The sequence below is a fragment of the Acidobacteriota bacterium genome, assembly GCA_028874215.1.
Taxonomy (GTDB): domain Bacteria; phylum Acidobacteriota; class UBA6911; order RPQK01; family JAJDTT01; genus JAJDTT01.
Map to the genome: position 1 here is coordinate 127068 of JAPPLF010000066.1, position 16023 is coordinate 143090.

The following is a 16023-nucleotide window of genomic DNA, read 5'->3' on the forward strand; positions in this document are numbered from 1 at the left end:
GGAACTCGTGTCATCCGGCGAAAAGGACGGAGACGCCAGGGTTGAAGGTATAATGGGCACGCGCAAGATGCGGCGACGGGGCCGGCTGCGCCGGCGCCCGGCGGATGACGGCGTTTTCGTTCACCGGTCCCACCGCGGGATCGTCTCCCGAGGGTGCAATGATCAAGGAACTCATCATCGGCTCGACTCCGCTCGAGATGACGATCGCACTCCTGGAAGACGGTCAGGTGGTGGAGGTCTTCATCGAGAGGGAAAGGACCCGGGGCATACTGGGCAACATCTACAAGGGCCGCGTGAGCAAGATCGTGCCCGGTATGCAGGCGGCCTTTGTGGACATCGGCCTGGGCCGCGGCGCATTTCTTTTCGTCTCGGATTTTCTTGAAGAGAATTATCCCGGTATCGAAGCGGGTTTCGACTCGCAAGCGGACGCCGACTGGGCGGCGGCCGAAGGTCGAGGGGCAGTTGCCGAATCGCTTGGGTCCGATGACGGTCGGAATGAGATCTCGTGGGAGGGATCGGGCCGGACGTCTATTCTCCCGTCGCGAATCTCCGTCGATTCCGGGATCGGCGCGGAACCCGTTGGCACGGGCAGGGCTGCTGCGGGCTGGTCTCCCACGATTCTTCCCGAGTGGTTGAGCGGATTCGACTCTCCTTCGCGAGGCGCCGGCGGGTCCGGCGGTGGCAAGTCCAACGGTGCGTCCGGAAAATCGAGCCGGAGAAATCGGAGCCGTGAGCGGCGAGGCGCCGGAAATGCAACTCAGCAGTCCATCGGCAGGATGCTTCAGGAAAACCAGGAGATTCTGGTTCAGGTGTCCAAGGAGCCGATCGGCCGGAAGGGGGCCCGGATCACCTCCCACGTGGCATTTCCCGGCCGGTATCTGGTCTATATGCCAACTGTCAGCCACGTCGGTGTGTCCCGGCGAATCGTGTCCGATGAGGAACGCCGGCGTCTGAAGAGGCTGATCCGTGAATTGCGGCGCGATTTCACCAAGGGCGGCTTCATCGTACGAACGGTGGCGGAGAACCATTCGAAGGAGGAGTTGCGTCGTGATATGGAATATCTCACCCAGCTCTGGGACCGGGTCAGGAGGGAGGGTCAGCGGATGGCGGCGCCGGCGCAGGTCTACGCCGAGCCGAGCCTTTCGGAACGGGTGGTGCGAGACTACCTTTCCGCGGACTTTCGCCAGGTCCATATCGACGACGAGGAGGAGTACGAGAGAACCTTGGAGATGGTTCGCCGTCTGAGTCCCGACCTGGCCTCGCGAATCAAGCTCTACCCCAAGGACTCGGATATTCTCCAGGATTACGGGATCGACGCAGAGATCGAAAAGGCGTTGCGCCCGAAAGTCTGGTTGAAGAGCGGCGGTCACATCGTGATCAATCAGACCGAGGCGCTGGTCGCTATCGACGTCAACACCGGCCGCTACGTCGGCAAGACCGACTCTCTGGAAGACACCATTACCAGGACCAACCTGGAAGTGGTCAAGGAGCTGGCCCGCCAGATCCGCCTCCGCAACATCGGCGGAATCATCATCATCGATTTCATCGACATGTCCGACAGCGCAAACCAGCGGCAGGTCCTGGAGGCGCTCCGCAGGGAGTTGTCCAAGGACAAGGCTCCATTCAAGGTGCTCGATTTCAACGAGTTCGGGTTGGTGGCGCTGACCCGGAAACGGGACAAACAGTCTCTGGAGAGGACGCTCTCCCAAAGGTGCGCGGTCTGTGAGGGCACCGGCCTGACCCGTTCCGTCCGCACCGTCTGCTACTCCGTTCATCACCAGGTGCACAAGATGCTTCCCCTTTCTCCGGACGCCAAGTCGATGACCATTCGTTGCCATCCGGAGATCGGGAAGGCGCTGCGGGGGGGAGAAAACCTGGTGCTCAAGGAGATCAAAAAGCTGACGGGGCAGAAAGTTCGGGTCAAGACGGACCCGTTGCTTCCCATCGAACAGTTCGAGGTGATTGGAAATTGACGGCGTTCGATCCGGCAAACGCGGTCCGTTCAGAACCGTCCGATGACAACGACATCGGGAATCCGGTCCGCCATCCCCATTTTCGAAAGCTCGTGGAGCTGATGGATACGCTGAGGGGGCCCGGTGGATGCCCGTGGGATCAGGAGCAGACGCCTGAAACCCTCAAGGCCATGTTGATCGAAGAGAGCTACGAGGTCCTGGAGGCGTTGGATTGGTCGTCTCCGGCGGCGCTGTGCGACGAGTTGGGAGACCTGTTGCTGCAGATCGTCTTTCATAGCCGGATCGCCAAGGAGAGAGGCGAGTTCGATATCGACGACGTCTGCAGGAACATCCACCAAAAGATGGTCCGCCGGCATCCCCACGTCTTTGGGCAGGCTCGCTTCGAATCGAGCGGCGAGTTGTTGAGGGAATGGGAACGGATCAAGGCCGCCGAGAAGGAGGACCAGGGCCAGGACGAGGATCGGAAGTCTCCATTGGACTCCTTGCCGGATCGGCTGCCTGCCATATACGCTACCTATCAGATGTCGGCCAAGGCCGCGCGGGTGGGCTTCGATTGGCCGAGTCTCGAGGCCTTGGGAGACAAGGTCATGGAGGAGTTCCAGGAGTTGTCGGCCGCCGTCCGCGAGCGGAACGAAGCGGAGATCCGGGAAGAAATCGGCGATTTTCTCTTTGCCGCCATCAACGTGGCTCGTTTTCTCCAGGTCGACCCGGAAACTTCCCTGAGCCGGGCCAACCGAAAATTTTCCCGCCGCTACCGAATCATGGAAGAGCACTTCGCCGGACAGGGCCGGCCGCTGGCGGAAGTGGAGCCGGAGGAAATGGAACAGCGATGGCAGGCCCAGAAACGGGGGTTGGGGACTGCCGGCAAAGCCTCGATCCCAGGCGCGAAGAAGCCATGAAAGCGCTTGTCCTGAACCAGTACAGGAAGCTGGACCTTTTGGATGTCCCGAGTCCCGACGCCGCGCCCAACGAGGTGCTGGTCCGGGTGCGTTCGTGCGGAATCTGCGGAAGCGACGTGCACGGCTACGACGGCAGTTCCGGGCGCCGGATCCCGCCGGTGATCATGGGCCACGAGGCTTCGGGCGTCGTGGCGGAGGTGGGAACCGCAGCCCGCGCTTTCGATCCTGGCGACCGGGTCACTTTTGACTCCATGATCTGTTGCCGGCGCTGTGTCTTTTGCCGAGCAGGCCGGCCGAACCTCTGCGAGGACCGGCGCGTGCTCGGTGTCTCCTGCGGCGACTACCGGCGGCACGGCGCGTTTGCCGAGTACGTGACCGTTCCGGACCACGTTGTGTTCCGGGTGCCTGACGAGGTCAGCTTCGACGAGGCGGCCATGGTGGAGCCCGTTTCCGTCGCCGTGCATGCCGTCGCCCGCGCCAACCCGGCGCTGGGGGACAAGGCACTGGTTGTGGGGGCGGGGATGATCGGCCTGCTGACGATCCAGGCATTGCGCAGCGCGGGCTGCGGACGGATCTTCGCGGCCGATCTGGCGGCCGACCGCCTGCGGCTGGCGAAGGAACTCGGCGCGGACGAGATCATTCAATCGGGCGACGGGACGGACGTGCCGGCGGTGCTGAGAGAGATGACCGGCGGGCTCGGGGCAGACGTGGTCATGGAGGCGGTGGGGATCGCCGAAACCGTGGCCATGTCCATCGAAAGCGTGCGCAAGGGAGGGACGGTGGTCCTGATCGGCAATATCGCGCCGACCGTCGGGTTCGGGTTGCAGAGCGTCGTGACCCGGGAAATCGACGTGCTGGGCTCGTGCGCCTCTTCCAACGATTATCCTGCCTGCCTGGATATGATGCGGCGCGGCGCCATCCGGGTTCGGCCGGTGCTGAGCGCGTCGGTGCCGCTGGAGCGCGGTCAGGAAATGTTCGACAGGCTGTACGCCCGCGAGCCAGGCCTCACGAAGGTCATTCTCCATCCTTGACCGCTGTCCGGCACGCGGGATAACGGAGCGGCTGCCGAAGCAACGCAAGCAGAAGGGACGGATCCATGACGGGAGATTCAGGCGAGGGAGGCTTCAAGGTCCATGATCGGAGGATCTTCTCCGAGGATGGAGAATTGCGTCCGGAACCTCCGGAGACGGCGGCGAAGGATGTGGAGGAAAAGCCGGCCGAGACGGCCGCCGAGGAGTCGCGTCCTCCCGGGGCGGGAGGGGCATCCGCTGAAGCAGAGATCGATTTTTCCGGCTTCGTCCTTTCATTGGCGACCACCGGCATGGTTCATTTGGGCGCCATTCCCGACCCGGTATCGGGAAAGAGAGAGGAAAACATCCCTGGCGCCCGGCAGATGATCGCAGTCCTGACCGTGTTGAGGGAAAAGACTCGGGGGAATCTGTCGAATGAAGAGTCGAAGCTGTTGGACAGCCTGATCTACGAGATGCAGATGGGTGTCATGAGGCAGTCCCAGTCGATCAAGCTGTGATGCGGGTGACGTTTCTTGGAACCGGGACCTCTCGCGGGATTCCCGTCATCGGATGTGATTGCAAGGTTTGCCTGTCGGACGATCCGAAAAACCATCGGCTGCGCAGTTCGCTTCTGATCCAGGGAACGGTGACACTGGTCATCGATACTTCCGTCGACTTCCGCGTCCAAATGCTCAAGTACGGAGTTCGTCATCTCGACGCCCTCCTCTATACCCATTCTCACGTGGACCATATTCTGGGCCTCGACGACGTCTACCCGTTCAACATGTGGTCGGAGCAGACGGTGCCCGCCTATGGGAGTGAGGCCACGCTCAAAGAGATCGCGGTGACCTTTCGGCACCTCTTCGACGGCAAGGGATATCCCGGCGTTCCCAGCGTCGAGTTGATTCCGGTTGATGGCCGGTTCCGGGTGGGCGACCTGGAGATCGAGCCCATCGACCTCATGCATGGCCGGATGCCGGTGCTGGGTTTCCGTATCGGACGTTTCGCGTACCTGACCGATGTGAGCTACATTCCGGAGGTCAGCTTCGAGCGCCTCCGGGGGGTGGAGTGCCTGGTGCTGGACGGTCTTCGTTACCAGAGTCATCCAACGCATTTCAGTCTGTCCGAAGCCGTCGAGGCGGCGGCTCGCATTCGGCCCGAGCGAACCTACCTGGTCCATATCTGCCACGAGGTGGATCATGACGAGGGGAATGCCTACCTGCCGGATTCAGTCAGTCTGGCCCATGACGGTCTTGTCCTGGAGGTATGACTCGAGCCGCAGCCGCGGCCTCCCACGGACTGTGAAGGAACATGCAGATCATTGACGACCTGAACAAACTTCCTCCCGGGTTGCCCTATCCGGTGGCCACGATAGGAGTTTTCGACGGACTCCACCTGGGGCACCAGGCGATTGTCAGACGGGTGGTTCAGCGGGCTCGGGAAGTAAACGGGACCGGGATCCTCCTCACCTTTTCCCCTCATCCCCAGAAGATCATTTCGCCCGCGGATGCGCCGTCCCTCCTCCAGTTGCCGGTGCAGAAGCATCGGCTCCTCGAAGAGTTGGGCTTGGACATCCTGGTTCGGTACCCCTTCAGCCGGCAGGTCTCCCGATTCAGTCCGGAGCGTTTCGTCAGGGACGTCCTGGGCTCCCGTGGCGTCAAGGAGATCCACGTGGGGAGCAATTTTCGTTTCGGGTACGGGAGAGCAGGCGATTTCAAGACCCTGGAATCCCTGGGGCGGAAGGTCGGATTCCATGTCTTTGCCATCGATTCGGTTCGTTTCCGGGGGCGGCGTGTCAGCAGCACGGTCGTCCGCAAGCACTTGGGCCAAGGGAGGGTGGCGCTCTGCCGGCGCCTCCTGAACCGGCCCTATCAGATTCTGGGAACGGTGGTGAGGGGATCGGGCAGAGGCGCCGACCTGGGTTTCCCGACGGCGAACCTTCAGCCCGCCAGCGAACTCATACCGGCAAGCGGGGTCTATGTGACTCGAGCGACGGTCAACGGCGCTGTTTTTGTCGGCGCCACCAACGTAGGCTACCGGCCCACATTGGGCGAACCCGCGGCCAAGCCGGTGGTCGAGACCTACTTGCTGGATGCGGACTGCGACCTCTATGGAGAGTCCATGGCGCTCGATTTCTGGTTCAGGCTGCGTTCGGAAAGGCGGTTCTCCAATCTCGATGCCTTGAAACGGCAACTTGGATCGGATGTGCGGCTGGCCCGCAAGTACGGAATGAAGTCGGATTCGGTTCTCGACAAGAGGGTCCTATGAGCATTACTCCCAAAGAGGTCCGAAGAATCGCCGAGTTGGCCCATCTCGAATTCTCGCCCGGTGAGCTGGAACGGTTCGTCGGCCAATTTCAGCGGATTCTGGACTATTTCGAACAACTCCAGCAGGTGGACACGGAAGGGGTGGAGCCGACCTACCACGGCTTGGCGGAGATCCCGGACGAGGGTGCCGTTCGCCCCGACCGGACCCGGCCCTCGCTGGCGCCGGAGGCCGTCCTTGAGGGGGCGCCCAAGGCCCGAAAGGGGTACTTCCGGGTGCCCAGGGTCATCGAGTGATGGAATACGAGTCGCCCCGGCCGTCGTCCGAAATCTGCGATCTGTCCATTGCCCAACTGCACCGGGGAATCAAGAACCGGCAGATCTCGTCGTTGGAAATCGCCGAGGCCTACCTGCGGCGGATCCGGTCCCGCGACCCCAAGGTCCAGGCCTTCCTCAGCCTGGCTGCGGAGACTCTGCTGGAAGAGGCGCGGGCGCTGGATCAAGCTCTGGCTTCGGGAAAACGGGAGGTCGGCCTGTTGACCGGGATTCCCTTGGCCGTGAAGGACAACATCGTCACCCGGGGAATGCGGACGACCTGCGGGTCCCGGATTCTGGAGCGTTACGTTCCCCCCTACGAAGCCACATCGGTCGCCCGTCTCCGGGCCGGCGGAGGGCTGATTCTGGGAAAGACCAACCTGGACGAGTTCGCCATGGGTTCCACCACCGAGAACTCGGGGTTCTTCCCCACCCGCAATCCCTGGGACCTCAACCGGGTTCCCGGCGGGTCCAGCGGAGGATCGGCCGCGGCGGTGGCTGCGCTCGAGGCGCCGGGCGCCCTGGGAAGCGACACCGGCGGCTCGATTCGCCAGCCCGCCGCCTTCTGTGGCGTCGTCGGTTTGAAACCGACCTACGGAAGGGTTTCCCGCTACGGGCTGGTGGCCTTTGCCTCCTCACTGGACCAGATTGGACCGCTGGCCCGCACCGCACGTGACGCGGCCATGATTCTGCAGGTCGTATCCGGCTACGATCCATTGGACTCGACCTCCGCACGGCGGCCGCCGGACGACTACGTAGCGGCCCTGGACGGGGACATCCGGGGTCTGAGGATCGGTCTTCCGGTGGAGTGGTTCGCTTCCGGTCTGGACCCGCGGATCGAAGCCGCGGTCCGGCGCGCGGCAGCCGGGCTGGAGGCGGCCGGCTGCGAGGTCGTGGAGGTCGATCTGCCCCATACGGAGTTCGCGATTGCCACCTACTACATCATCGCACTGGCCGAGGCCAGCTCGAATCTGGCTCGCTACGACGGAATGCGATACGGCCATCGGAGCAGCAGGTCCGGGGCCCTGGAGGAAACCTACCGGAACAGCCGCAACGAAGGATTCGGAGACGAAGTCAAGCGGCGGATCATGATCGGGACCTATGTCTTGAGCGCCGGGTACTACGATGCGTACTACCTCAAGGCCAGCAAGGTCCGAACCCTGATCAAGGAGGACTACTTCAGAGCATTCGAGCGGGCGGACGTCCTGATGGGTCCCACCGCCCCGTCGCTGCCCTTTCCGCAGGGCGACAAGACCGCCGATCCCTTGGAGATGTACTTGTCGGATGTGTATACGGTCACTGCCAACCTGGCGGGCATTCCCGGAGTGGCCACAACTTGCGGCTACACGGCTGAGGGAGTGCCGATCGGACTGCAGTTGCTGGGCCCCCACTTCAGGGAAGGCCGGCTACTGAGGGTGGCGAACGTTTTGGAGCAGGAGTTGGGTTTGGTGAGGCCCTCTCTGGCTCTGGGCGCCTGACCTGGACCTGTCCGGAGCCGGAATATCGTCAGGGGACGATGCAGGTTCCTGCCGCCCCCTCGATTCCCCGGATCAGCCCGTTGGGCGACAATCCGCCCACGATCTGCACCATGGGAATCTGTTGCTCCAGTGCCTTCAAGGCCGTCTGCATCTTGGGGATCATTCCGCCGCTGATGGCGCCGGACCGCAGGTGCATTCGGACCTCCCCCGCGGTCAGCCGGGGCACGGTCTTGCGAAAGTCATCCAGATAGAGACCTTCCACGTCGGTCACCGACACGAGGCGGTCGGCCCGCAACGCCGTGGCGAGTCGCGCCGCCAGGGTGTCGGCGTTGATATTGAGAATCCGGCCGTCACCGGTTGCGCACAGACAGCTCACCACCGGGAGCAGATTCGCTGTCCAGAGATCTTTTATCAGGCGAGGGTCCACACTCTCGATCTCTCCCACGAGACCGAAATCCACAAGCCGTTTCTCGGCACCGTTGCTCCCGGCCGTCCGCACGGGAATCGGTCCCCGGCGGCGGCAGCGGACCAGTCCGGCATCGAAGCTGGCAAAGCCGAGGGCTCTGGCGCCGCAGGAATTCAACGACGCGACCAGGTCCCGGTTGGCGGCCGAGAAGACCATCTTGGCCGCGTCCAACGTCGGTTCGTCGGTCACCCGGCGGCCCTCGTGCTGCACCACCGGAATCCCCAGCCGTTCGCAGAGGCTGGAGAGCTGCTTGCCGCCTCCGTGGATCAAAAGGACCCGGTGAGGCGCGCGAACCAGGGACGTGATCTGGCGGCTGAGAGCCCGGCGGAAGTCCTCCTGTTCCAGGACCTTGCCGCTCAGCTTAATGACCAGGTTCATAACTGCGGATCGCCTCCAGGAAAGTGTCGGCCTGTTCGCGGGCAAGAGTGAGCGGCGGCATGAGACGGAGCACCGACGGATCGCTGGAGGTTCCGGTCAGGATCCTCCGGGTCCGCAGGAAACGTCCCAGATCCTTGGCCGTGCCCCCGGATATCTTGATGCCGAGCAGGAGCCCTTTCCCCCGGACCTCCGTGACCCAGGGCAAGCCTTCCAACTGCTCCCGCAGATAGTTGCCGATCCGGGCCGCATTCCGGATGAGGTCTTCCTCTTCCAGAACCTGAAGCGTGGCTTCCATGGCGGCGCAGGCGACGGGAGCTCCGCCGAAGGTCGCTCCCATGTCTCCGGACCGCACCTGATCCGCCACCTCACGGGTCACCAGAAGCGCACTGGCGGGAACGCCCGACGCGATCCCCTTGGCCAGGGTGACCATCTCGGGGTAGATTCCGCCGGTGCCGGCGTAAAGGAAGCTGCCGGTTCGCCCGACTCCGGTCTGAACCTCGTCGAAAATGAGGAAGGCCCCATGCGTCCGGCAGGCGTCGTGGATCTCACGGAGAGTCTCCTCCGGGACTTCCTCCACTCCCCCCATGCTCCGGATCGGCTCCAGCAGGACGGCCGCCGTATCCGAATCGACCGAATCGGCGACATCCTGGAGATCCAGAATTCGATGACCGGGGACGGGTGTGTTCAGATACGCGGCATAATTGGAAACGCCGGTGCTGGAAAGACTCCCGTAGGTGCGTCCGTGAAAGGAGTCGGACAGGGAGATCACCGTGGCCCGGCCGGTCAGGGCGCGCGCCAACTTGATGGCGTTCTCGTTGGCCTCGCTGCCCGAATTGGCCAGGAACGCCTGCCAGTAGGGCGGTCCCGCCAATTCCATCAACTTCTTTGCCGCCCGGGCCCGCACGGAACTGTAGACCACGTTGGAATAGAAGAGAATGTCCTCGGCCTGAGTGCGCAGGGCTTCCACCACCCGCGGGTGGCAGTGGCCGGTCGAAACCACGGCGTGACCGCCGTACAGGTCCAGGTATTCGTTTCCGTCCTGGTCATAGACATGGCAGCCTCGGCCCCGGTCCAGCACCAACGGTAGTTTGGCGTAGGTCTTGAGCTGGTAACGGTCCTCCGTTTCCATGACGGTGTTGGCAGTTTCTCCCATTTTCTCTCCCTGTCGAGTGGGGTCCGTCACGGGTGCGACGGAGGGAAATCGAGTCCCATGGTTTCCGGGAGGCCGCAGATCAGGTTCATATTCTGAATGGCTTGGCCGGCGGCCCCTTTTTGAAGATTGTCCAGCGTCGACCAGACAATGAGGAACCGGTCGTCGTGGGCGGCCCCCAGATCCACGAAGTTCCCGTTGCGGACGAAGTTGATATCCGGATCTTTCCCGGCCCATCGAACGAAGAACTCATCTCCGTAGTAGCCGGAGTAGAGGTCCCGGACCTCGTCATCCCGCAGCCGCCGGTCCAGTTCCATGTAGTGGCTGGCAAAAATGCCCCGGACCAGGGGTGTGGAGTAGGTCTGGAAGACCAGCGGATGGGCGGCGGTGTCCAGGAGCTGCGAGATTTCGGCCACGTGCTGGTGGCGAAACGGCTTGTAGGGAAAGAAGCTGTTGCTCCGCCGGGGGTGGTGGGTCTTGGCGCCGGGTCCCCGCCCGGCCCCGGAAGATCCGGTCTTGGTGTCGACGAAAACGGGTCCCTTGACCCACCCCTCCCGGTATAGGGGGTGGAGGGCAAGAATGGTTGCGGTGGCGAAGCAGCCTGGATTGGCGACCCGCGAGCTCCGGCGGATCCGGTCCCGAAGAATCTCGGGAAGTCCATAGACGAACGATGACTGATGTTGCGGCGCCTCCTGGGGAATTCCGTAGTGCTGCTCGAAGACGGCGGCATCGGAAATGCGAAAATCCCCGCTCAGGTCGATGACGACCAGGTCGCGGGGAAGCCGCGGCAGGATCTTCATGGCATGGCCGTGGGGCAACGCCAGGAAAAGGACGTCCAGATCCGTGTCCGGAAGAGAATCCAGACTGTCGAAACGGCAATCCACGAATCCCCGCAGGTTGGGATAGAGGGAGGCCACGGGTTGGCCGGTAAACTGCCGGGAGGAGATCCAGCGCAACTGTGCCTGGGGATGTTTGGCCAGATTGCGGATCAGTTCCCCGCCGCTGTATCCCGACCCGCCGGCTATGCCGATCTTGACCATGGTATCAACCGTTCCAGGATGAAGGTGCACAGCTTTCCGGAACTCTCGAAGGCGTTGGCCGCAGGGACCTGGAAATGCCGCTCGACGTACCGGATTCCCTCGGCGCTGTCGGTGGCGGGGCCGGACACCAGAAGCGACAATCCCTGGGGGTCGTGACCTTGCTGGCGCAACCACTCCAGGGATCCCCAGACGCCCATCAGGTCATTGGCGCACAGAACGACGCAAACGATTCGTTCCAGCAACTGATCGTCACGGAGCAGGGAATCGACGTGATAACCGCCCAGAATCCCGTCGCCGGCTTCCAGGAGGGCGAAGTCGGGCGCCGGGGAGGACAAGTGGTGCACCAGAGACCGGGCGACGGTGGAGAGATCGGACAAGTGGGCGCTGGAGGGAAGTCCCAGGTCATGAAAGCTCAAGACCCGCCCGGCCCCGCTCTTGCGCATCGCATCCAGGTCGGCGCGCGCTGCCACTCCGGCCACTTTGCCCGCGTTGACGTTGAAGCCTTTTTGGGAGAAAAGCCGGAGAATCTGCTTGCAGACGGCGGTCTTCCCCGAGTTCATGCAGGTCCCCAGCACCAGGATCACGGGAATTCGGGGAAGGGAATGGGATAGCGAGGGAAGAGCGCCGTCCCGAAGACTCAGGTACCCTCCGTTCCGGCGAACGGTCCCCAGATACTCGAGTGCCGCCGGCCATCCCAGGGCGCGATGAAAGGCGGTGCATTCGCCCATCACGCCCCCTTTGTTCAGAAGGTGGAAGCCCGCTCCCGGGACGAGCCGCTCCGGCAAACGTCCCGAGAACCCGTGGAGTGCCCGGCGGGCGCCCAGCGCGCCGACGATTCGCATGCCCTCCCGGAGGCGGACACTCCGGCTGCCGGTGGTCTCCAACACGGGATAGGAAAGATTCACGCTCCGGACGCGGGCCGCCACGACTTGGCCGTAGTCAACCTGGTCCGGTTGTCCCAGCCGGAGGGTCCGGGGAAGCTTGAGGCGGGAAACCACCGAGGAGATGGCGTCGACCCTGGTCTGTCCGGGCGTCCCAAGACTCGTGGCGTGCTTGAAGTCGCTCATGCTCTGTCACCCGTCCCGCTCAGGGGCAAGAATTCATATTTATACAGAAAATAATGGTGCTCAGTCAAGTTGAGTGAGAATATTCCGACCGAATTGCAGTTATTCTGCATATTTCCTCAGATTTGATCGGCTTCCTGCCGGCGGCCGGACCGCTCTCCAGCTTCGAGGCAGCGGCGGTAGGCATCGCGGCGGCGGAGCCCCAAGGCGCGCGCGGCGGATCGTACGGCCTGACTGCGAGTCAGATCCCGAACCTGCATCAGTCCTTCCACGTAGGCTTCCAGGTCCAGGTTGGAAGCCGCTGACGGCCGGGATGCCGCCCCTTCGATAACCAGCGTGCACTCCCCTTTCGGCCGGGTGCCGGCCCGGGAGGGTATCTCGCTCAGGGTTCCCAGGGTGAAGCTTTCGTGGATCTTGGTCATCTCCCTGGCCAGGCAGGCGTGACGATCGCCCAGGACCTCCCGGGCCATCTCCAGCGTGGCGGCCAGCCGGTGCGGCGCCACATAGAGAATCAGCGTTGCCTTAAAATCCTTCAGCGCCTTCAGCTCGCGCCGCATGGAACCGGATTGCCTGGGAAGGAAACCGGCAAACAGAAATCGATCGGTGGGAAGTCCGGAAACCGAAAGGGCGGCGATGGCGGCCGAGGGACCGGGAACCGGTGAGACCGGAATCGAGTTCTTCCGGCAGAGCTTGACCAGGCGGTAACCGGGGTCCGAAACCAGGGGTGTGCCGGCATTGCTGATCAGGGCGATGTTCCGGCCCCGGCGGAGGCGGTTCAACAGGGTCCGGGCCTGAGACGTTTCGTTGTGTTCGTGGTAGCTGATGGTGGGAGTCCGGATGGCGAAACCGGCGAGCAGCTTTCCCGAATGCCGGGTGTCTTCGCAGGCGATGAGATCGACGGACGCGAGGATTTCGCGCGCCCGCGGGCTCAGATCCCCCAGGTGGCCCAATGGCGTGGCCAGAACATGCAGAGTTCCAGGCGGGGCGTTTTCAGGGGGGAGAAGATCTCTCTCGGAATTCATGCGTTCATGGCGCCGAGCATCTCTCTGACGGCGCGCTCCATGCCCACCAGAGTGGCTCGCGCCACGATGTTGTGTCCGATGTTGAGTTCTTCGACCTGTGGGATTCGCGATATGGGCCGGACGTTTCGATAGGTCAGGCCGTGACCGGCCAGGACCCGAATGCCCCGGGCCGCGGCAAATTCCGAGGCTTCGACCATCTTGTCCAATTCCCGCCGGTAGCCCGGTTCATGCTCCGACAATCCCTTGGGCACGGCCTCGGCATAGGCTGCCGTGTTGAGCTCCACCAGGCCTGCGCCGATCCGGGAGGCGGCATCCAACTGATCCAGGTCGGGATCGATGAACAGGGAAACCTCCATCCCGGCTCCTTCCAGGGTTCGGATCGCGGAGCGGACCGATTGGGGACGCGCCATCACATCCAGTCCGCCCTCGGTGGTGACCTCTTCATCGGTTTCGGGCACCAGGGTGGCGGTATTGGGACGGAGCCGGGCCGCGATCTCCATCATCTCTTCGGTGATGGCCATTTCCAGGTTGAGCCGGGTGGTGACGACCTCCCGCAGCAACCGCACGTCCCGCTCTCGAATATGGCGCCGGTCTCCGCGCAAGTGTACGGTGATGCCGTCGGCGCCCGCCAACTCGGCCAGCAGCGCCGCCGTCACCGGATCCGGTTCGGGGGCCCGGCGAGCCTGCCGAACCGTGGCCACGTGGTCCACATTCACACCCAGTCTGGTCATGAGTCGCTCCCCTCGGTTGTCGTTCGTCGATTCCGGTCTCGTTCATCCCGGTCGTAGCGGCCGAGCAGATCGTTCCAACGGATGGAGATCAGACCCTGCAGGAGTCCGGCGCCGTCTCTGAGGAGGCGGATCTTGCTGTCGGAGTGGTGTCGCCAGATGACCCCGACCTCTCGTGCCGCCAGCTCGGCCTTGCGGGCAAGATAAAGGATTTCCACGTCGAAGGCATAGCTCGTCAGCCGCTGCTTCCGGAACAGGACGCGGCATGATTCCAGTTCGAACAGCTTGAATCCGCACTGGGTGTCGCAGTACGGCAATCCCGTCAGGAGTCTCATGGCCAAGTTGAAAATCTTTCCGGCCGTTTCCCGGAATATGCTCTGGCGCTTCCGGATCCGAGAATCCGTCAGGCCCCTCGACCCGAATGCGATCTGATTGTTGCCGCGGGTCATCTCCCGTTCCAGCTTGGCGACCTCCTCGATGGGAGTGCTCAGATCCGCGTCGGTGAGGAGGGCGTGCGTCCCGCGGGCGGCGAGCATTCCGCGGCGGACACTGTATCCCTTGCCCCGGTTGGTCCCGTTCTCCAGGATCCGGAGACATTCTTCGCTCCCACGGGCCCGCACTGCCGCAATGGCGGTCCGCACCGTTTTATCGGACGAGCCGTCGTCTACGACCAGAAGTTCGAAGGGGCGGCGGCGGTCCTCCAGGTAGGAGATGATTCTCCCGAGACTGGCTCCCAGCCGGTTCTCCTCGTTGTATGCGGGGATGATGACGGAGAGGACGACGGGCCTCATTGGAGGAGTTTCAGACACCTTTTAAGGCGCTCGACGACTCTTTGCCGCCCCAATGTCACGATCACATCGAAGATTCCCGGAGCCGCGGTCCTTCCCGTCAGCGCCACCCGCACGGCGCCGAAGAAGGCCCCGATCTTGAAGCCCGAGTCCTTGGCCGTTCCCCGGAGCACCGCCTCCACCGTCTCCAGGTTGAACTCCTCGAGCTGCTCGTATTCATCGGCCAGGGTCTCCAACCATCTTCGGAGCCGGGAGCGTTCCTCCGGGTCCGCCAGGGAAAAGTGGCGGCTCACCGCCTTGGATTCATAGTCGAATTCGTCGGTCAGAAAAGGAACCGCCATCTCGGGAAAGTCCGAGAGCCGGTTCAATCGGCTCTTGAGCAGGGTGATGACCGGAAGCAGGCGCCCGTCATTCCCCCGGTCCTGACGGTCTCCGGAGGGCTCAAGGAACGGTTGCAGGTGCCGGGTCAGGTCATGGCTGTTCGAGTCGGCCAGATAGCGGGAATTCATCCACTCCAACTTCCGCCGATCGAAGACGGCGTTGGCCTTGTTGACCCGGGCCAGATCGAAGCTCTTCACCAGCTCGCCGTCGGAGAAGAGTTCGCGGTCGTCGCCCGGAGACCAGCCGAGGAGCGCCAGATAATTGCACAGAGCCCCGGGAAGGAATCCATGTTCCCGATACTCGAGCACCGACTCGGCCCCGTTCCTCTTGCTCAGCCGTTTCTTGTCGGGACCCAGAATCAGGGGAAGGTGGGCATAGCCGGGCGCCTGGTTGCCAAGTGCTTCATGCAGCAGGATCTGCTTCGGAGTGTTGGAAAGATGGTCCGCTCCCCGGATCACGTGGGAGATTCCCATCTCCCAATCGTCGGTCACCACGCTCAGGTGGTAGGTGGGACTTCCGTCGGACCGGAGAAGGGTGAAGTCCTCGACGTTGTCCGTAAAGAGCGAGACCTTTCCGTAGACTTGGTCCTGAAAGACGATCCTGCGGTCCGCCGGAACCCGGAAGCGGAGGGTGTGGGCTTCTCCCGCCTCGACTCGCGACCTGGCAAGGTGCGAGGCTCGATTCCGGCATCCCTGGTCTCTCCAGATCCGGCCGGCCGAGCGGGACTCGGCCGAGCGAGCCTGAATTTCCTCCGGAGGACAGAAGCAGGCGTAGGCATGATCGCCGGCAAAGGTTCTTTCGGCCGCTTCCCGATAGAGCTCGCGCCGCTGCGACTGGTAGAAGGGTCCCTGGTCCCAGTCCAGACCCAGCCAGCGCAGCCCGTCCATGATTCCCTCTGCCATTTCCTGGCTGGAACGCCGGGCGTCCGTATCTTCAACTCGCAAAATGAAGGTTCCCTGCGCTTTTCTGGCCAGGAGCCAGTTGAAGAGGGCGGTCCTGGCGCCGCCGAGGTGAAGGTATCCGGTTGGGCTGGGGGCGAAACGGACCCGGACGCGGCTCATGGCGTC

At 63.1% G+C, this 16023-nt stretch carries 16 protein-coding genes; 8 read left to right on the plus strand and 8 right to left on the minus strand.

The features are described from left to right. Positions 1–158 precede the first annotated feature (158 nt). From OXT71_13115 to gatA, 8 genes are all read left to right on the plus strand, one after another. The gene (locus tag OXT71_13115) at positions 159–1973 is read left to right on the plus strand and encodes an Rne/Rng family ribonuclease (protein ID MDE2927331.1); all 1815 of its coding nucleotides are present in this window, start codon (positions 159–161) and stop codon (positions 1971–1973) included. Then, entirely contained in the window at positions 1970–2872 is a 903-nt protein-coding gene (gene mazG / locus OXT71_13120; protein ID MDE2927332.1) for a nucleoside triphosphate pyrophosphohydrolase, read from the plus strand. The genes OXT71_13115 and mazG overlap by 4 nt, the downstream gene beginning before the upstream one ends. Continuing rightward, entirely contained in the window at positions 2869–3903 is a 1035-nt protein-coding gene (locus tag OXT71_13125; GenBank protein MDE2927333.1) for a galactitol-1-phosphate 5-dehydrogenase, read from the plus strand. Before mazG ends, OXT71_13125 begins: the two co-directional genes overlap by 4 nt. 65 nt (positions 3904–3968) lie before the next feature. Next, positions 3969–4400 (plus strand): DUF1844 domain-containing protein, encoded by a 432-nt coding sequence (locus OXT71_13130; protein ID MDE2927334.1) that lies wholly within the window; start codon positions 3969–3971, stop codon positions 4398–4400. Beyond that, positions 4400–5152 carry an MBL fold metallo-hydrolase gene (locus tag OXT71_13135; GenBank protein ID MDE2927335.1) on the plus strand — a complete coding sequence of 251 codons (753 nt, stop codon included), beginning with the start codon at positions 4400–4402 and terminating at the stop codon, positions 5150–5152. Before OXT71_13130 ends, OXT71_13135 begins: the two co-directional genes overlap by 1 nt. Before the next feature lie 41 nt (positions 5153–5193). After that, positions 5194–6150 carry a riboflavin biosynthesis protein RibF gene (ribF, locus tag OXT71_13140; protein ID MDE2927336.1) on the plus strand — a complete coding sequence of 319 codons (957 nt, stop codon included), beginning with the start codon at positions 5194–5196 and terminating at the stop codon, positions 6148–6150. Continuing rightward, positions 6147–6443, plus strand: coding sequence for an Asp-tRNA(Asn)/Glu-tRNA(Gln) amidotransferase subunit GatC (gatC, locus tag OXT71_13145; protein MDE2927337.1), 297 nt, complete (start codon positions 6147–6149; stop codon positions 6441–6443). The genes ribF and gatC overlap by 4 nt, the downstream gene beginning before the upstream one ends. Further along, complete coding sequence (gene gatA / locus OXT71_13150; protein MDE2927338.1) at positions 6443–7939, plus strand: Asp-tRNA(Asn)/Glu-tRNA(Gln) amidotransferase subunit GatA; 1497 nt, start codon at positions 6443–6445, stop codon at positions 7937–7939. Before gatC ends, gatA begins: the two co-directional genes overlap by 1 nt. A gap of 28 nt (positions 7940–7967) precedes the next feature. Here gatA and argB read toward each other — a convergent pair whose 3' ends face one another. From argB to gltX, 8 genes are all read right to left on the minus strand, one after another. Next, entirely contained in the window at positions 7968–8783 is an 816-nt protein-coding gene (argB, locus tag OXT71_13155; GenBank protein MDE2927339.1) for an acetylglutamate kinase, read from the minus strand. Further along, the gene (locus tag OXT71_13160; protein ID MDE2927340.1) at positions 8767–9936 is read right to left on the minus strand and encodes an aminotransferase class III-fold pyridoxal phosphate-dependent enzyme; all 1170 of its coding nucleotides are present in this window, start codon (positions 9934–9936) and stop codon (positions 8767–8769) included. The genes argB and OXT71_13160 overlap by 17 nt, the downstream gene beginning before the upstream one ends. 26 nt (positions 9937–9962) lie before the next feature. Further along, the gene (gene argC / locus OXT71_13165) at positions 9963–10973 is read right to left on the minus strand and encodes an N-acetyl-gamma-glutamyl-phosphate reductase (GenBank protein MDE2927341.1); all 1011 of its coding nucleotides are present in this window, start codon (positions 10971–10973) and stop codon (positions 9963–9965) included. Next, the gene (locus tag OXT71_13170; GenBank protein ID MDE2927342.1) at positions 10955–12040 is read right to left on the minus strand and encodes a hypothetical protein; all 1086 of its coding nucleotides are present in this window, start codon (positions 12038–12040) and stop codon (positions 10955–10957) included. Before OXT71_13170 ends, argC begins: the two co-directional genes overlap by 19 nt. Before the next feature lie 116 nt (positions 12041–12156). Further along, entirely contained in the window at positions 12157–13059 is a 903-nt protein-coding gene (rsmI, locus tag OXT71_13175) for a 16S rRNA (cytidine(1402)-2'-O)-methyltransferase (GenBank protein MDE2927343.1), read from the minus strand. Beyond that, the gene (locus OXT71_13180; protein ID MDE2927344.1) at positions 13056–13790 is read right to left on the minus strand and encodes a pyridoxine 5'-phosphate synthase; all 735 of its coding nucleotides are present in this window, start codon (positions 13788–13790) and stop codon (positions 13056–13058) included. The genes rsmI and OXT71_13180 overlap by 4 nt, the downstream gene beginning before the upstream one ends. Next, positions 13787–14578: a glycosyltransferase family 2 protein gene (locus OXT71_13185; protein MDE2927345.1), complete on the minus strand. Its 792-nt coding sequence runs from the start codon at positions 14576–14578 to the stop codon at positions 13787–13789. The genes OXT71_13180 and OXT71_13185 overlap by 4 nt, the downstream gene beginning before the upstream one ends. Further along, on the minus strand, positions 14575–16017 hold the full coding sequence (gltX, locus tag OXT71_13190; GenBank protein ID MDE2927346.1) for a glutamate--tRNA ligase: 1443 nt from the start codon (positions 16015–16017) through the stop codon (positions 14575–14577). The genes OXT71_13185 and gltX overlap by 4 nt, the downstream gene beginning before the upstream one ends. Positions 16018–16023: the final 6 nt, after the last annotated feature.